Annotated in this window: 16 protein-coding genes; 11 read left to right on the top strand and 5 right to left on the bottom strand. The window is 54.3% G+C overall.

Going from position 1 to position 15,504, the window contains the following annotated elements; all coding sequences use genetic code 11:
- Positions 1-72: 72 nt before the first annotated feature.
- Positions 73-1,161, top strand: coding sequence for a hypothetical protein (locus tag Q8902_08765; protein MDP4199648.1), 1,089 nt, complete (start codon positions 73-75; stop codon positions 1,159-1,161).
- 46 nt (positions 1,162-1,207) lie between these two features.
- On the opposite strand, the gene Q8902_08760 is transcribed toward Q8902_08765, so the two are convergent.
- Positions 1,208-1,705, bottom strand: coding sequence for a carboxypeptidase-like regulatory domain-containing protein (locus Q8902_08760; GenBank protein MDP4199647.1), 498 nt, complete (start codon positions 1,703-1,705; stop codon positions 1,208-1,210).
- A gap of 59 nt (positions 1,706-1,764) precedes the next feature.
- The gene (locus tag Q8902_08755; GenBank protein ID MDP4199646.1) at positions 1,765-2,109 is read right to left on the bottom strand and encodes an MGMT family protein; all 345 of its coding nucleotides are present in this window, start codon (positions 2,107-2,109) and stop codon (positions 1,765-1,767) included.
- Between the two features lie 71 nt (positions 2,110-2,180).
- Here Q8902_08755 and hpnE point away from each other — a divergent pair, with 71 nt between their 5' ends.
- The 3 genes from hpnE to Q8902_08740 all read left to right on the top strand — a co-directional run bounded on the left by hpnE (position 2,181) and on the right by Q8902_08740 (position 6,211).
- Positions 2,181-3,488 (top strand): hydroxysqualene dehydroxylase HpnE, encoded by a 1,308-nt coding sequence (hpnE, locus tag Q8902_08750; protein MDP4199645.1) that lies wholly within the window; start codon positions 2,181-2,183, stop codon positions 3,486-3,488.
- 63 nt (positions 3,489-3,551) lie between these two features.
- Positions 3,552-4,934, top strand: a complete 1,383-nt coding sequence (locus Q8902_08745) for an efflux RND transporter periplasmic adaptor subunit (GenBank protein MDP4199644.1) — start codon at positions 3,552-3,554, stop codon at positions 4,932-4,934.
- A gap of 56 nt (positions 4,935-4,990) precedes the next feature.
- Positions 4,991-6,211 (top strand): ABC transporter permease, encoded by a 1,221-nt coding sequence (locus Q8902_08740; GenBank protein ID MDP4199643.1) that lies wholly within the window; start codon positions 4,991-4,993, stop codon positions 6,209-6,211.
- A gap of 21 nt (positions 6,212-6,232) precedes the next feature.
- Here the strand turns inward: Q8902_08740 and Q8902_08735 are convergent, their stop codons facing one another.
- Both Q8902_08735 and Q8902_08730 read right to left on the bottom strand, forming a co-directional pair.
- Positions 6,233-7,630 carry a L,D-transpeptidase gene (locus tag Q8902_08735; GenBank protein ID MDP4199642.1) on the bottom strand — a complete coding sequence of 466 codons (1,398 nt, stop codon included), beginning with the start codon at positions 7,628-7,630 and terminating at the stop codon, positions 6,233-6,235.
- 66 nt (positions 7,631-7,696) lie between these two features.
- Positions 7,697-8,110: a M23 family metallopeptidase gene (locus Q8902_08730; protein ID MDP4199641.1), complete on the bottom strand. Its 414-nt coding sequence runs from the start codon at positions 8,108-8,110 to the stop codon at positions 7,697-7,699.
- A 4-nt stretch (positions 8,111-8,114) separates the two neighbouring features.
- Between Q8902_08730 and Q8902_08725 the strand changes: the two genes are divergently transcribed.
- From Q8902_08725 to Q8902_08695, 7 genes are all read left to right on the top strand, one after another.
- Entirely contained in the window at positions 8,115-8,477 is a 363-nt protein-coding gene (locus Q8902_08725; protein MDP4199640.1) for a hypothetical protein, read from the top strand.
- 113 nt (positions 8,478-8,590) lie between these two features.
- The gene (locus Q8902_08720) at positions 8,591-9,769 is read left to right on the top strand and encodes a hypothetical protein (protein ID MDP4199639.1); all 1,179 of its coding nucleotides are present in this window, start codon (positions 8,591-8,593) and stop codon (positions 9,767-9,769) included.
- A gap of 99 nt (positions 9,770-9,868) precedes the next feature.
- The gene (locus Q8902_08715) at positions 9,869-11,125 is read left to right on the top strand and encodes a hypothetical protein (protein MDP4199638.1); all 1,257 of its coding nucleotides are present in this window, start codon (positions 9,869-9,871) and stop codon (positions 11,123-11,125) included.
- A gap of 60 nt (positions 11,126-11,185) precedes the next feature.
- Positions 11,186-12,145: a formimidoylglutamase gene (locus tag Q8902_08710; protein MDP4199637.1), complete on the top strand. Its 960-nt coding sequence runs from the start codon at positions 11,186-11,188 to the stop codon at positions 12,143-12,145.
- Between the two features lie 72 nt (positions 12,146-12,217).
- Positions 12,218-13,135, top strand: a complete 918-nt coding sequence (gene pdxS, locus Q8902_08705) for a pyridoxal 5'-phosphate synthase lyase subunit PdxS (GenBank protein MDP4199636.1) — start codon at positions 12,218-12,220, stop codon at positions 13,133-13,135.
- A complete protein-coding gene (gene pdxT, locus Q8902_08700; GenBank protein MDP4199635.1) occupies positions 13,125-13,715 on the top strand; it encodes a pyridoxal 5'-phosphate synthase glutaminase subunit PdxT in 591 nt (196 codons plus the stop codon). Before pdxS ends, pdxT begins: the two co-directional genes overlap by 11 nt.
- A 106-nt stretch (positions 13,716-13,821) precedes the next feature.
- Complete coding sequence (locus Q8902_08695) at positions 13,822-14,205, top strand: hypothetical protein (GenBank protein ID MDP4199634.1); 384 nt, start codon at positions 13,822-13,824, stop codon at positions 14,203-14,205.
- Between the two features lie 38 nt (positions 14,206-14,243).
- On the opposite strand, the gene Q8902_08690 is transcribed toward Q8902_08695, so the two are convergent.
- Positions 14,244-15,470, bottom strand: coding sequence for an MFS transporter (locus Q8902_08690; GenBank protein MDP4199633.1), 1,227 nt, complete (start codon positions 15,468-15,470; stop codon positions 14,244-14,246).
- Between the last annotated feature and the right edge of the window lie 34 nt (positions 15,471-15,504).

Below are 15,504 nucleotides of genomic sequence, written 5' to 3'. Positions count from 1 at the left end.
CCAACGTATGACTGACGACGTGAATCGTCGCCGATCTCTGATGGCATGAAGATTTCACAGTCTTCTACTATAATGGCTGATACTGTCGTGCTCACTCCTCAGTCGCACTCACTTTGGCTCAAATCCAAAGCCTGGGACCTTACCTGGATTTCCGGCTCCGTGTTGCTGGTAACGATACCGTATGCTTCCTATTACTTTGGTCAGGCGATCGGTCTCAATCCGGATACGGCTCGGAACGGCGTCAACATGCTTGTCGCCTTCCTAATCGGCGGGCCACACATGTATGCCACACATCTGCGCACGACGCTCGATCCGGAATTCCGCGCGCGGCATCAATCCATCTATCTGGCTGCGTTCGTCATTCCCGCGGCGGTGATTTATCTTGGCTACTATCATTTCGTCTTTCTCCTGACGTTCTTCTTCTTCTGGGCGAGCGTCCACGTCTTGCATCAGATCATTTATCTGGTGGATTGTTATAATGGCCGTGCCGATGACCGAGCGACCTCACGGGTTTCCACCTTCAAATCAAAAGCGATCGACTATTCGGTGGTGCTCACGGCGCTCTATCCCGTTGCGATGTACCGGTTCGTCCACGGCACGTTCAAGGTCGGGCAAAATACGCTCTACTTTCCGGACATGCTCAAGATCGATCCAGTCTGGTGGCTGGCATCCATTGCATTCGCGACAGCGCTCACGCTGTATATTTCAAAGACCTATCGCGAATTCCGAACCGGCGAGGGTAATATTCCGAAGACCGTTCTCATTACGGTCACCGTCATCGCGAGCTTCATCACCCCGATGTTCCACGAACTCGATGTGGCGTTCCAGGGCATGAACACCTGGCATTCGTTTCAGTATCTGGGACTCACGTGGTATATCAACCGTCTCCGCTACGATCGCGGCGAGTTACCAAACAAGATCTCAATCTTCTCGCGACCCGGCGAGTGGTGGCGTTACTATGGCTTCAACATGACGTTGAATGTTATTACGTTGCTCCTGATCGGGACCCTGCTCATCACGAAATCATACACCGGACTCTCCTTCGACCAGTGTTACTACATGGTTGTCCTTTGCTTCCTGCTGACGCATTACTATCACGATCACATCATCTTCACCGAGCGGACCAGCTTTGCCTCCGCGTCGGCACTGACGGCAATGTAAGGGCAAGCTCCAGCTTGCCCTGAGTATCTGTCACACCGCGAGACGCCTACTTGATCAGCGTTACGTGACCGGTAAGCTCCTTTGATTTGCCGAAAACGCCGTTGACTTTTAATGTCAGCGCAGGGGTATTCGCATTCCAGTTCTGTGTGATTTCCGTCTTGTATGCCGATTCCTTACTGGAACCATCGAGAGCAGGAATGGCCGAAGCATTCCGGGTCGCGGCGGATACCGTCACATTGGGTAAGCGATCGATTTCAAGTGAGAATCGTGGCGACGCTACACGGGACACCGCGCCAGTACCCTTCGTGTTGATTGCTCGGGCACAGGCGGTATATTCGCAAAAAAGATTGTATGTCCCTTCGGGTAGATTGGAGAAGCTGAATTTGCCTTCGGCATCGGTAGCAGCATGGTAAGTGCGTTCGGAGCCAACCATTCCAAGTTTGATGTCAACGCCTTTGAGTGGCGCGCCGGCAAGGACAATGGTGGCGTATGTGGCAATCGCAGCAAACAGGAAGAAGCCCAAATACTTATGTGATGTCTTCATCGAATTAAGGCGTTAAGTGCAAAACGACTCAGGCAGAATGCCTGCATCCCTGAAATCGTTCAGGCGCGGTCTTCTGCGTTCTTGGGAGACCAAAAGTGCTTCTCCATATCCACCAACTCCCCCTTGAACGTCACGCCTTCGCGCCGCAGCATGGAACGCATTCGCTCATAGCCGCCAAAGTGATGCGCGCCACTCAGTGCGCCCAAACGGTTGATAACACGTTGCGCCGGAACACCCGAGCCTTCCGGAAGAGCCGAGAGCGCCTGCCCGACCATTCGCGAGGAGCTTCGGATACCGAGTACCTCCGCGATTGCGCCGTAGGTCGTGACCTTTCCACGAGGGATTTGTTCTACGATCGCATAGACGCGCGCGTAGAAATCAGGCTGAGGTTTAAGGTGCCTCATAGAATCTATAGATTCTATAGATTTCATAGATTCTATGGGGCCCTTTGAATTCTTGTGACTCATCCAATCTTTTGCAACATTCAAAAATAGCGATTATTGGTGCCGGGGTGAGCGGGCTCGCTGCGGCTGTGAGGCTAAGCGAGTCCGGCTTTCGCGGCATCACGCTCTTCGAAGCCCGGCGTGAAGCGGGTGGTCGCACGCGCTCCTTCCTCGATCCAAAAACCGGCGACACACTCGATAACGGTCAGCACCTGCTAATGGGTTGCTACACCGCCACGCTCGACTATCTCGATCGAATTGGTACCAGCCGTCTCATCGAGCGCATTCCGCTTCGGATACCATTCTGGAGTCAAACCGGCGTTCGATCATTCACTATCGATCGCACGCTTGCCCCGCCACTGAATTTGCTCTCGGCGATTATGCGGACTTCGATGCTCACACTAGCCGAGAAGCGAAGCGCGGCCAATCTTGGCAATGCGCTCTGGCGCAACAAGCTGCCAAGTGACTTACCCAACTTAACGTGTGCCGAGTTGTTCAAGCGGTTCGAACAAGCGGCATCGCTCTGCGAGAAATTGTGGGAGCCGATCGTATTCGCTACGCTCAACGCTTCCACGGAGCAGGCGAGCGCGGTTCTTTTTACGAGTGTCATACGCGAGGCATTTTTCTCCTCCCGCAAGGCAAGTGCTTTGCTAATACCAAAGTGTGGCCTTTCCGAGTTGCTGATCGATCCGGCGACTGCACTGCTTGAGCGGCATGGGGCATTGACTCGATTGAGCGATCCGGTTCGGAACATCGAGATCGAAGCGACTGGCATCCGAATTGTCACTGATTCGGATGAGCAGGTGTTTGACAGGGTTGTCAATTGCACTAATGGCCTGCAAGGATCAAATCATACTACTGGCCCCGCTACGCAATACTCCCCAATTGTCAATGCATACTTTTGGCTCGATCGTACGATCTTCAATGCCCCCATTCAGGCATTCGTTGGCATGACACTTCAATGGGCCTTCCCGAAAGCCAGTATGTTTAGTGCGCAACGAGTGGCGCTGACCGTCAGCGCGGCAGATGCGATCGTCGACAAATCGAATGAAGAAATTACGAGTCTTTTGTGGAGCGATCTTGTGCGAACAGTGCCATCAGCACGTGACGCACAGCTCATGCACGCTCAGATCATTCGCGAGAAGCGGGCGACGCCGCTCTTCTCGCCAAACGTTCAAATGACGAGGCCACTGAGTACAACAGATGATAAGCGATTCATTCTTGCCGGGGACTTCGTTCAAAACGGCCTTCCCGCAACTATTGAAGGGGCCATTCGTAATGGATATGCTGCAGCGGACATAGCAATAGCGGATGCAGCAAGGAAGATGAAGGATTATTAAACCTACTTTTTCTCCGTGCGTCCGTATTGAGTTTACAGGCTCTATAGAACATAACAGATAAAGATGTCGGAAACCAATGTTATTGTCAATCGCGAGAGTCGTCCGAAGGTGGATGGCAAGCCTACGGCACGCGAAGTAGTGCAAACGGTCAAGCTCGGTCAAAAGAAACGGAACTTGAAACCGTTGTATGCCGTGCTGGCATTGCTGATCGTGGCGTTCGGTGCGTGGTACATTTTCTTCCGGCCGGCGGCTAAGGCGCCGCTCGTGATCCGATATGCCGCTGTGGATCTTGGCGGGATTTCCCAGGGCGTCACGGCGACCGGCACACTTCAGGCGGTAACAACAGTCCAGGTCGGCAGCCAGATTTCGGGCATGGTCAAAGAGCTCGACGCGGATTATAACACAAAAGTAAAAAAGGGGCAGGTTCTGGCGCGTCTGGATCCCGCGACGTACGAAGCCAATGTCACACAGGCCCGAGCAAATGTCGCGCGTGCACAAGCCGATCTCGATGCCAGTATTAAAGATGAAGCTCGCCAGCGCCAACTACTGGCCCGGCAACTCATTGCGCAGGCTGATTACGATGCCAGCAAAAATAAGTTGGAAGATGCAAAGGCATCGCTGCAACAGACGACCGCGCAACTCAAACAAGCCGAGGTCAACCTCGGCTATACGACGATTCTCTCGCCCGTCGATGGTGTGGTACAAGCGCGCAACGTCGATCGGGGGCAGACTGTCGCCGCGGGACTCAACGTCACGACTCTTTTCGTGATCGCGGAAGATTTGACCAAGATGCAGGTCTCTGCTAATGTCGATGAGGCGGATATCGGACAAGTTCAGCCCGGACAGAATGTGAAATTTACTGTCGATGCGTATCCTGGTGAGCCGTTCGTGGGAACAGTCAGCCAGGTCCGCATCAATCCGGTCACCCAACAGAACGTCGTCACGTATGCGGTCATTATTATGACTTCGAATCCGGATGGCAAGTTGTTACCGGGAATGACAGCGACCGTCACGATCGTCAACGCGAGCCGCGAGAATGTTCTGCGCGTACCGATTGCCGCAACCAGATTCCAGCCACCGCCGGAGTTCTTTACCGAGACGAAACTACCGCCAGATACCGCAGCTCGCGTTCGCAAACAGCGCGCGCCCGGTGATACAACTCGGCGGAGAATGGCTGGTGGACCCGCTGCAGGAATGGCCGGCCAGAAGGTCCAGTTCGCCAAAGTGTATATCAAGTCTAACGACAAAACCGGGCCGACGGTCAAGCCGGTGCGAATTGTTGAAGGTCTTACCGATGCGAATTATGCCGAAGTACTTCGGAGTACGCCGGAGATCAAAGTTGGAGATAGCATCGTCGTGGCAGCCTTCACGATGTCTCCGACTGCGAATGGCACTTCATCTCCGATCAACAGCCGGCCAGGGATGGGCGGGGGACGACGGTTCTAAAGACGTAACGCGTAACGCGTTACTCGTTACGCATCCACGCATTACGATCCAATATAATGACTCAACTCTTAAGCAGTATCGTCATGGCGTTTCAGTCGCTCGCCTCGAACAAGGTCCGCGCGGCACTGACGATGTTGGGTATTATTATCGGCGTGGGAGCGGTTATTACAATGACGGCCATCGGTCAGGGTGCCTCCCAGGCCGTTCAGAACCAGATCAATTCGATGGGCACGAACGCGCTGCTTATCTTTCCGGGAGCGGTGAATGTGGGTGGCATTTCCAGTGGAACTGGCGGCTCGCAACGGCTGACCGAAGACGATGCGAACGCGCTCAAGAAATCCGAGTGGCTTGCCGCCGTTGCACCGACCGTTGGCACCAGCGTGCAGGTGGTTGCCGCGGACGCCAACTGGTCCACCCGAATCACCGGTACGACGCCGGACTACTTCCGGGTCCGTAACTGGCCGGTTGTCAGTGGCAGTGAATTTACGGATGCCGACGCGAAGAGTGGTACGAAGGTCTGCATTCTCGGCAAGACTGTCGTGACCAATCTGTTTGGTGAAGCTGTCGATCCGGTCGGGCAAACGATTCGCATTAAGCATGAGCCATTTACTGTGGTCGGCGTACTCCAGGAGAAGGGCTCCAACTCGTTCGGACAAGATCAGGACGACATTATCATCGCGCCATTCGCGACCGTGCAGCGCAAACTCATGGGAATCACATGGGCGAATAACATCATGGCAAGCTCGATCACGGCCGAGTCATCAGCCGCTGCCAGTGCCGACGCCACACAAATTCTTCGTCAGCAACACAAGCTGTTGCCGAATGATGATAACGACTTCCAAATCCGGTCACAGGTCGAACTTGCCGCCGCTGCCGAACAGAGCACAGCGACGATGACGAACCTGCTCACGGCTGCAGCCGTCATCTCTCTTCTGGTCGGTGGCATCGGCATTATGAACATCATGCTTGTGAGCGTGACCGAACGCACGCGCGAAATCGGCATTCGCAAATCCATTGGCGCGAAGTTTACAAATATCCTCTTCCAATTCCTGACCGAAGCCATCACCCTGAGCCTCGTCGGCGGCGTCATCGGCGTTGTGCTTGGATACATTGCATCGAGCTTCGTCTCCAGTTCGAATGGCTGGATATTGGTCATATCCCCGCAGGCCGTTGGTATCTCATTTGGTGCGGCGGCCTTCGTCGGTATTTTCTTCGGTTGGTACCCGGCCCGCAAAGCCGCCCGGCTGAACCCGATTGAGGCGTTGAGATATGAGTAACACTTCATCGATGCGTGCGAGTTATTTACGCTTTGCAATCTTCGTTTTGACAGCGAGTGGCTGCGCCATTCCGACCGGTTGCGGATAGCCACGGCCGCGAAGTGCCGCGATCGGAATGATGATTTCCTTTTGCCCTTTGATGCGGCGCGTCATTGCGGGCCGGTGATCGATGTTCCGGTGGCTGGTTGATTCCTTGTTCGGTGACTCATTGCCCGATGTATCCTTGAGTGCGATGTCCCTCACAATGTTCGTATCGGTATTGGTCGTGATATCTTTGGACATTTCGTGCAGCGCAACGAGGACCATGGACTGCTCGTCAAGCGTCAGGTCTTTCATCGAGAGGCCGTACGTCATTAGTGTCGCGTCCAGATTCTCCTGCGTGTTGGTGTTGTGATCGTACACGTCGCGATAGATGTGAAGTTGTCCGCTATCCGCCACGATCGTCTCATAGCGCAGTTCGATTGCCACCGACTTCGGCAGGCGCACATTGTAGGTTGATTTCTTATCCTTCTCGTAGCTGGCAACGGCGGAATCAGACAGCGTCTTTCCGGAAAGTTGGGCCAGTCGCGGCGCGAAGTCGGTCGCATCCCGATCGACAAGGCCGACGCAGCCATGCGAGCCGAAGGTCCCAAGTTTGGCAGGTGACTTACCGCCATGGATCAACGAAGGTTCTCCGATGGGGATTTTCAACACTCCAAGTGGATTCAACTTGTCGCCCGCCGCGATCTTCTGTCCCACCTTCACTTTGCCGTTGGGACTTTCCACCCAGGATTCGTCCGGAGGCGTCCACGTCGGATTAAACAGTATCTCACGGGCCTTGCGCATCCCGGTCGGTAGCGGAAACTCCGGATATCCGATCGTGACCTCATAACTTTTCACCAGATTACCGCTATCGAATACATCCATTCGATACGCCGGAATATTCACCACCACACGACTATCCTTCGGCACCGCATTTCGTGTGCCTTCCATGGAATTGGTATCCGTAGCGGCCGTGCCGCCCGTCGCATCCGCACGATCGCTCCACTCTTCCTGCACGAACGCGAATAGCTTCGTCCGCTTGTCGGCTCCGATAATGGAATCCAGCAAACTGATCGCACGCGCTTTCGCATCGGCTGTCGAACCGGAATAGTCCCCAGTGTTCGCCATCTGCGTCTTCTCTAATCGCGCTGCTTCATCATGTGCGATGCGCCGCACCCGTAGAAGTTCGGTATCGGTGAGCCCGGTCCTTGCTTTGGCCAGAGAGTCGAACGTCGAATCGGCCATAAAGGCATCGAGGACCGGGAGCGTCACAGGATAGTTGACCGCAACGACGGCAGGCGATGTCGGTGCAGATGCGTTGTACGTTCGGGTTGTGGAACTGTCGAAGGCGGTCCCGTTGTGCGTCTTTGTGGTGCAACTCGAGAATCCGACGATCATCGAGATGAATAAGAGAAACGATAATAGTATAGAATGTCTGTTCGCGATCATGTAGTGTGTGTGTTGTTATTTGACTTGTCGTAAGATTGGATAGGGGTTGACGTTGACGCCATCCCAAAACTTCTTCGAATCCTGGATTAGCCAGATCGCAAAGTGAAGATGGTAATTCCCGGGACCGGCATCGCCCGAGTCACCGACGTAGCCCAGCAATTGCCCTTGCGCTACCTGCTCACCCTCGGTGAGTCCGTCCGCATAATGATCGAGATGCGCGTAGTAATATATGGTATGGCCATCCGGACTCAGCTCGTAGATGGTCGTGCCACCGAGCTTGCTTTGGAACAGCCGCACGACCTGCCCGGACGCTGCCGCGATGACAGGGCTATTGTGAGGCGCCATGATGTCGATCGCGTCGTGGATTCGGCCATTGCCTCGCGCTTGCGTGTAAGTATCGGCAAGTTGATCGGCCGTCGCACCAGCCACCGGAATGATCAAGCCTGTAGAAGCAGGCGAGGATGCAACCGGGGAGGGAGGAGCCATAACCGCCGGCGGCGGCAACTCTATCTTCGGGGTCGGGCCGCTTTGGTTGGTAACGTTCTTAGGAGCAAGAATTGTGGTGCTTGTGGAGTCAACATGGGAGGTCGAAGACTTCTGGATACTCGGCTGCTGGCGCTCCGAGATCCTAAACCACAGCGACGGGACAACGAGAATGAGCAAAAAGGCCGCAAAAAGGCCCACCAGGGTTCTCAACGAGAAGCGCATGACGTGCCCGCTTGCAATTGCAGAGCCAGACGGCTCCTGGCGCCCGCAAAGCCGCCCGGCTAAATCCGATCAAGCCGTTGAGATATGAGTAGCCTGTAACATTTGGGATGTTGCGCGTGTCGCTCGTGCATGAAGATAAGCGCGCTCGTAGTCGTGATACTGTGTGTTGCACCCATCGTCACCCAGGCGCAATGGGAACAGATGCATTCAGTAGATCGTAATATCGATACTGATCTTGTTTCGGCATTCCTGCCCGTTGGTAGTAAGATTTTTGCAGCCAGCTGTTATTTCGGAATCCTTAAATATTCGGAAAGTACAGCAAAATGGGAGTTAAGCGGACGACCGACTCCAGGAGAGGCGGGTATCGCGTCCCTTTATTCGCTTCATGATTCGCTCCTGCTGGCCGGAACAATTCTCGGAGTGTTCCGATCTACGGATTCGGGACTAACATGGTTCAAATCAGATAATAGTGCTCTGCCAGATCTGAGTACCGGATGGTACGTCTCGCAATTTGCCCAAAAGGGGGAATACCTCTTCGCTGCTTGTCATGGAGTATTTCGCTCTGCAGATTATGGCATATCTTGGCAGGAGGTGAGTGGTGGTTTGCCGACGGAATCCAGTGTAACGGGAATTGCAGCGTTCGGCTCTAAGCTCTTTGCGGGGACTGATTGGTATGGCCTCTATTGTTCTATAGATGATGGCGCGAGTTGGAGTGTCACATCGCTACAGAGCGACATCAGTGCTGTCACTATACATGATTCGCTAATTTTTGCCGGTACCTCTTACAATGGATTGTTCGTTTCCAAAGATGGTATAACATGGGACTCCAGCAATGATGGCCTTCAAAACAGGACCGTGTTTCAGTTCACATCGAGTGGGCAGAATTTCTTCGCAGCAACAGACAGCGGTGTCTTCCTTTCCACAAACAGAGGTCGAACGTGGGTCGCTGTCAGTGATGGTTTCCCGACGGATTTTCCGTTGCCGAGAGAGTGCTGGATCATGAGTCTTGGTGTTAGCAAGGGATACCTGTATGTCGGTCTGTGGCGTAAAGGAATCTGGCGTCGCCCGCTTTCTGAAATGATCGCTAGAAGCGCGGTGCCGGAGCAGCCAGTGGCATCAGAGCGTGAAGCCCAAGCCAATCCGAACCCATTCTCAGACAAGACGACGATCCGTTTCACAACCGCCGAGCGCGGACCCGCGCGAGTCAGCATTGTGAACATGCTTGCTGTCGAAGTCGCGTGTCTCTTCGATGGCGAGTTGGCTGCCGGCGAGCATGTATTCGTGTGGAGCAATTCTGGTGGCTTGCCTGATGGGACGTACGATTGTATCGTGCGGAGCAACAATCAGGTTGAGCGCGTGGCACTGATCCTTGCTCGTTGATCGGGGATCTGTATCCAACTCGATCGCGGCGTGCTGAATGATTTGTCGATGACTCTTGTATGAATGCTCACATGTCGGCAAGACACTGAGCTACTGCAAGTGAATCGTCACAGAGGTAAATTTCTCACCGGATTTCAACGGCTTCTTTTGCGGGCCGTTTTGCCATGTCTCCTGCTCATCGCTGGTCGCAGCTCCGTCACGGCGTTCGATACCTACTGGCATTCCGGCATGGCTACAGAAATTGGGACGCGATGGAAATTCAGCCCCGATGCGATTCGGGTTCTTCAGCTCAGCAGTTTCTGCGTAGATTATTTTGGACCGTTCATCACGGAAGCGATCGGCTTTGTGGAGAAGAATGCAAGCTACCTTGAGCTACGCAATCTTCCAACCACTGGTCGCACGCATGCCGCTTCCAACTTCATGCATTTCGATAATCTGGCCGGGCAGCTCGACCGCAACTGGAAATTCGATTACTTATGGTCGCGCCTGTTGGATAACACCCGCAATACCGTTGCATCGTATTACAAGGATACCAGTCTCAAACCGGACGATCGCAAGCGACTCATTCTTCTCGCGCTTGGAGCATCGCTTCACATGGTGGAGGATTTTTACAGTCATACGGACTGGATCCATTTCGATTTTGTAAAGAAAGGATTTCATCAGCAAAAGACTGCGGGCGGAGAGGATCGGACGCCGACATGGTTCGAAGTCCGGAAACGACTCGGAGCTCCAAACGCGCGGCAACGAACGGAGAATTGGAAATTTCGGATTTGCAGCGGTGTTTTTCCACCAGCCGACAACGTCCCTCTCAGCACGTTTGGTGTCCCGATTTCGCATACGATGATGAACCATGATAATTCGCAACTCTATTATGATGGGGCTTCACAAATTAAATATCACGCCTTCGGGGTCCATCCCGCCATGGACTCGGCAAGCGCCGTCGAGCATCAACTCTTTGCATACCACACAGCGATTGAAGCCGGGATCGAATGGATCGGCATGCTCGAAAATGATCCAGCGGCGAAACGCGCGATTGATTTTGCCAAAGGCTGGGACATGAAGAGCGTCGGCGCCGATGTTGCGGATGATTTGAAAGATGGATTGTATTCTTCCGTGATGATCTCGTGCATCATGCAGAAATGGGATGGCAACTATCCTCCCCCCGAGCGCGCCAAAGACTGTGGAGTATTCAAGCTGCTCGCGCATATCCATGTTCCGACCATGGAGAATACGTTTTGGGGTTCATTCCCAAAGGACAGTATATTAGAACATCTCTCAGTCGGCTTCGGCGATTCGACCGGTCATTATACATTCGATTCGTTATGGGTCGGGCGTCACCCGATGAAGCACGAATAAATCCTTGGGAGAGTTTTCACAAGTGCGCGAACGGCTACGCCACAACATTGTTGAGTATGCGTGATTATTTCTGAAGACCCGCGCCTAACTAATTTCATTCAACCCGTAACAGACTCCAGCATCACCGCGGCCAATGTCGTTATCCTCGGCGTCCCGACCGATGAAGGCATTCGCCGGAATGGTGGTCGCGTCGGTGCCAGTAAGGCACCTGCTGCAATCCGAGAATGGCTCGGAAAACTCACGCCATTTGCCGGCCCGCACTTCAAGCACCATCTCGACACGCTTCGAATCGTCGATCTCGGCGATATTACTCAGGGCAGTCTCGAAACCATGCATGAGGCGGCATCGAAAGTTGTCAGCGATATGATTGCTGCGGGGAAGATCATCATTGCCATCGGGGGCGGCCATGATGTCACCTATCCGCTCGTGCGTGGATTCCAAAGTGGTTTGAGCAGGCAGAACGGGCAGAGTGAGCCACAAGAGATTGGACTGATCAATTTCGATGCTCACCTTGACGTCCGTCCCAAAAAGAATGGGCAACATCATTCCGGCAGCAGCTTTCGTCTGTTGCTCGAAGAGGGGATCGTGAAAGGTCAGCACTTTGCCGAGATTGGGATACAGTCTTTCGTTGTAGCGCAAGCACAATTCGAGTGGGTCCTTCAGCAAGGGGCGCGCATCCTGACTTTCGAGGATACTGCGGATGCGAGCCTGCCCAATGCCTTCGAAGAGTGTGAATTTGCCATTACGCATGGCAATCCGGAAATGCCGGTCTATCTTTCATTCGATATGGACAGCGTGCGAGCTTCAGACGCTCCCGGTGTCAGTGCGCCGACGCCCATCGGGTTTCTTGCTGAAGAAGCCTATGAACTCTCGGTCGCTGCCGGACTTTCCAAGAATGTTCGGGTGCTCGATCTTGTGGAAGTCAGCCCACCACATGATCTTGATGGCCGCACATCGCGGCTCGCCGCGCGGATGATCGCAGGATTCCTGGCAGGAGTTGCCAATCGAGAGATTGGATGAAATCTATTGATTCAACAGAATCGATAGATTCCATTTTGCACTAATGCGGCTGTTAAAGCGTTTACCCGCCCGATGAATACAAACGGTCAATCGAAGAACGGACAGACGCCGAAAACGGGGACCCTGCTGGTAAAGCGGGCATTCCCACAAATGCTCAAGGGCGGCGTCATCATGGATGTTGTTAATGCCATGCAGGCGAAGATCGCTGAAGATGCTGGCGCGGTCGCCGTCATGGCGCTCGAACGCGTGCCGGCCGATATTCGCGCCGATGGCGGCGTTGCCCGCATGTCGGATCCTGAACTGATCCTCCAGATTATTGATGCTGTTTCGATTCCCGTAATGGCGAAAGCACGCATCGGACATTTCGTCGAAGCGCAGATTTTACAGGCGCTGGGTGTCGATTGCGTCGATGAAAGCGAAGTGCTCACGATGGCCGATGAAGAAAATCACATCGACAAGACGAAGTTCGAAGTGCCGTTCGTTTGTGGTGCTCGAAATCTTGGCGAAGCATTGCGTCGCATCGCGGAAGGCGCTGCAATGATCCGGACCAAAGGCGAGGCCGGCACCGGCGATGTGGTTGAAGCCGTGCGGCACGCACGCTCGATCTTTGGAGAGATTCGCAGGTTGCAAGCATTGTCAAAAGATGAGCGATATAGCTACGCAAAGAATCTCGCCGCGCCGCTCGATCTTGTCAATGAAGTTGCTGATACAGGAAAACTTCCCGTTGTGAATTTTGCCGCCGGCGGACTCGCAACACCAGCCGATGCCGCGCTGCTCATGCAGCTTGGCGTTGATGGAGTGTTCGTTGGTTCAGGAATTTTTAAATCTGGCGATCCGGCCAAGCGTGCCGCAGCAATTGTCAAAGCGACCACCTATTTCAACGATCCAGCAGCGCTCGCGGAAGTGAGCCGCGGTCTGGGCGAGCCAATGGTCGGTCGGACGGTTACTTCTCTTGCTGGAAGCGAATTGCTAGCTGGTCGTGGCATCTAAGCCCGTCGTCGGGGTACTCGGTCTCCAGGGCGATTTCCGCGAGCACATCCAGAAGCTGGAATCGCTCGGAGTGCAGACGCGCGAGATTCGCCGCACCAGCGATCTCGTTGGACTCGATGCGCTGATTCTCCCTGGCGGCGAATCAACTGCCGTTGCGATTCTGGAAAGTTCTGATGCCGCTCGAGGTATTTTCGATGAAATTCAAAAGCTTGGTAATACTGGGTTGCCAATCTGGGGCACGTGCATGGGTTCTATCCTGCTCGCGAAAGAAATAGAAGGCTCTAAGCAAGGCCGGTTGGGCCTCATGGACATCAGGGTTCGCCGCAATGCATTTGGTCCGCAACGGTTCAGCGCCGAGACTCCGGTCGAAATCCCGGCATTGGGTGCAGCACCATTTCCAGGAGTGTTCATCCGCGCGCCTCTTATTACACACGTTGGCAAAGGTGTCGAAGTGCTCGGTACGATCGAGAACGGCATCGTCATGGCGCGTGAAAAGAATCTGCTGGCCACTGTGTTCCATCCCGAAGTCGTCAATGATGCTCGAGTGCATGAATACTTTTTGAAGATGATCGGAGGCTGAGTTTCTACTTGCTGAGTTTCAATTTATGATTTCCCCTCGCCCGAAATGGTTGGCTGGGCACGAAGTTGTGAGTTATTATAGACTGATCTCTTGAAAGGAGGCAGTTATGAAAACACTCAGAAACGTACTGGGTGTATGTCTCGTGGCAGCGTTTGCCCTCATGCCACTCAATGAGGCAAGCGCACGAGTACATCACCGGTATATGAGACATCATATGGCAGCGGCCACAGCATCATCTTATTCGAGATCGCCTGGTTACATGACAAGGTCGGCTTACGTGCCAAGCACGAACCGCTACGATAACGGTCATGCGAACGTGATCAATAAGACCAGGGAAAAGTGGGCGAATGCAAAGCGCACCACCCGCTATGAAACGTACCGCCTATCTCATGGTGGCAACATCCCTGCCAGCGAGCGAGCGCAAGATGCTCGACGCGAAGCACAGGACCGCGCCCATGAAGCGCAAGACCGAGCCCGCATGGGCCGATAGCAATAATACTTGCCAGTGGCGTTCATGGCTCCGCTCCTTTATGGGAGCGGAGCTTTTGTTTCTTTGACAGTACCAAGCAGAATGGTCGCGATGACTGCAATCGCACCACCGAATAGAAATGGTGCCGCAGGACTGATCAGTTGCCAGAGAATTCCCGCAATCAAACTTGCCGGCAGCGCGGCAATTCCGACGGCGCCATTATAGATGCCGTAGGCTGCGCCACGTTCTTCCGGCGCCACGAGATCGGCCACGAATGCTTTCTCGACGCCCTCGGTCAATCCATAATAAATGCCGTAGACGATATACAGGGTCCAGATATGCCACGGTTCGCTCGCGAAGGCGAAGCCGACGTAAATCAGTGCATACGCGATCCAACCCGCCCGGATCAGCGCGCGACGCGTCAGGCGGTCGGAGAGAATCCCGGCAGGGTACGCCGAAAGTGCCGTGACCAAATTGAACAGCGCGATGATAACGAAGATCTGCCAGAGCGCGATGCCCAGGCTTTGTGCCCGAAGTACGAGGAATGCATCGCTCGATAGTCCCAGAGTAAAAAAGGCGACGATCAGCATCAGCCTTCGGAAGCGACGGTCCTTTCCAACGTGCAGGATATGTTTGAGGGGCGGCGGCGTCCGCCGCTCGCGCTTTTTTTCCTGCACGATGAAGAAGACGATCAGTGCTGCGATCGCGCTCGGAATGAGTGCGACAAGCATGAGCGTCTTCCAATGCGGGAGCGAGAGACCACCGCTGCCGAATGCGAATCGAGATGACTGCCAGTAATACAAGAGTCCCGCTCCGATCAGCGCGCCGAGCACGGCTCCGGCAGGATCGAGCGCGCGGTTCAGGCCAAACGCTCGGCCGCGCATCTGTGGCGAGACCGAGTCGGCGATAAGGGCATCGCGCGGTGCGTTACGAATGCCTTTGCCCGCGCGGTCCAGAAATTTGCTGAAGAGCGGAAGGACCCACGTTGTAGCAAAATAGAGCATCGGTCGGGCGAGGGCCGTCATGGTGTAGCCAGCTCCGGCAATGGTCTTGCGGTTGCCCCAACGGTCGCTGTACCAGCCGGAGAAGACTTGCAGCAATGATGCCGCCATGTCCGCGAGGCCTTCAATCAGGCCAATGACGCTTTTGGAGACACCCAGGGTAGCCGATAGGAAGAGCGGAAGTCCGCGCTGGACGATCTCGCCGGAAATATCATTCATCATCGCGGCAATCGAAAGCCAGATGACATTGCGAGGGAGGCGTTCCGGTGTTGGTTTCGGCATCATGAAGGATTGTCACGAACAAAAATAGCCGGAGCAT

The sequence above is a fragment of the Bacteroidota bacterium genome (genome assembly GCA_030706745.1).
GTDB lineage: Bacteria > Bacteroidota > Ignavibacteria > Palsa-1295 > Palsa-1295 > PALSA-1295.
The sequence above is the reverse complement of the archived record's forward strand: the minus strand, read 5'-3'. Positions and strand labels throughout refer to the sequence as shown.

Coding starts and splice junctions, on each gene's coding strand:
- Q8902_08695 (MDP4199634.1), top strand. CDS start 13,822: ATGAAAACACTCAGAAACGTACTGGGTGTATGTCTCGTGGCAGCGTTT.
- Q8902_08720 (MDP4199639.1), top strand. CDS start 8,591: ATGCATTCAGTAGATCGTAATATCGATACTGATCTTGTTTCGGCATTC.
- Q8902_08745 (MDP4199644.1), top strand. CDS start 3,552: ATGTCGGAAACCAATGTTATTGTCAATCGCGAGAGTCGTCCGAAGGTG.
- Q8902_08735 (MDP4199642.1), bottom strand. CDS start 7,630: ATGATCGTCGGATTCTCGAGTTGCACCACAAAGACGCACAACGGGACC.
- Q8902_08725 (MDP4199640.1), top strand. CDS start 8,115: ATGATCAAGCCTGTAGAAGCAGGCGAGGATGCAACCGGGGAGGGAGGA.
- Q8902_08765 (MDP4199648.1), top strand. CDS start 73: ATGGCTGATACTGTCGTGCTCACTCCTCAGTCGCACTCACTTTGGCTC.
- Q8902_08690 (MDP4199633.1), bottom strand. CDS start 15,470: ATGATGCCGAAACCAACACCGGAACGCCTCCCTCGCAATGTCATCTGG.
- Q8902_08740 (MDP4199643.1), top strand. CDS start 4,991: ATGACTCAACTCTTAAGCAGTATCGTCATGGCGTTTCAGTCGCTCGCC.
- pdxS (MDP4199636.1), top strand. CDS start 12,218: ATGAATACAAACGGTCAATCGAAGAACGGACAGACGCCGAAAACGGGG.
- Q8902_08755 (MDP4199646.1), bottom strand. CDS start 2,109: ATGAGGCACCTTAAACCTCAGCCTGATTTCTACGCGCGCGTCTATGCG.
- Q8902_08760 (MDP4199647.1), bottom strand. CDS start 1,705: ATGAAGACATCACATAAGTATTTGGGCTTCTTCCTGTTTGCTGCGATT.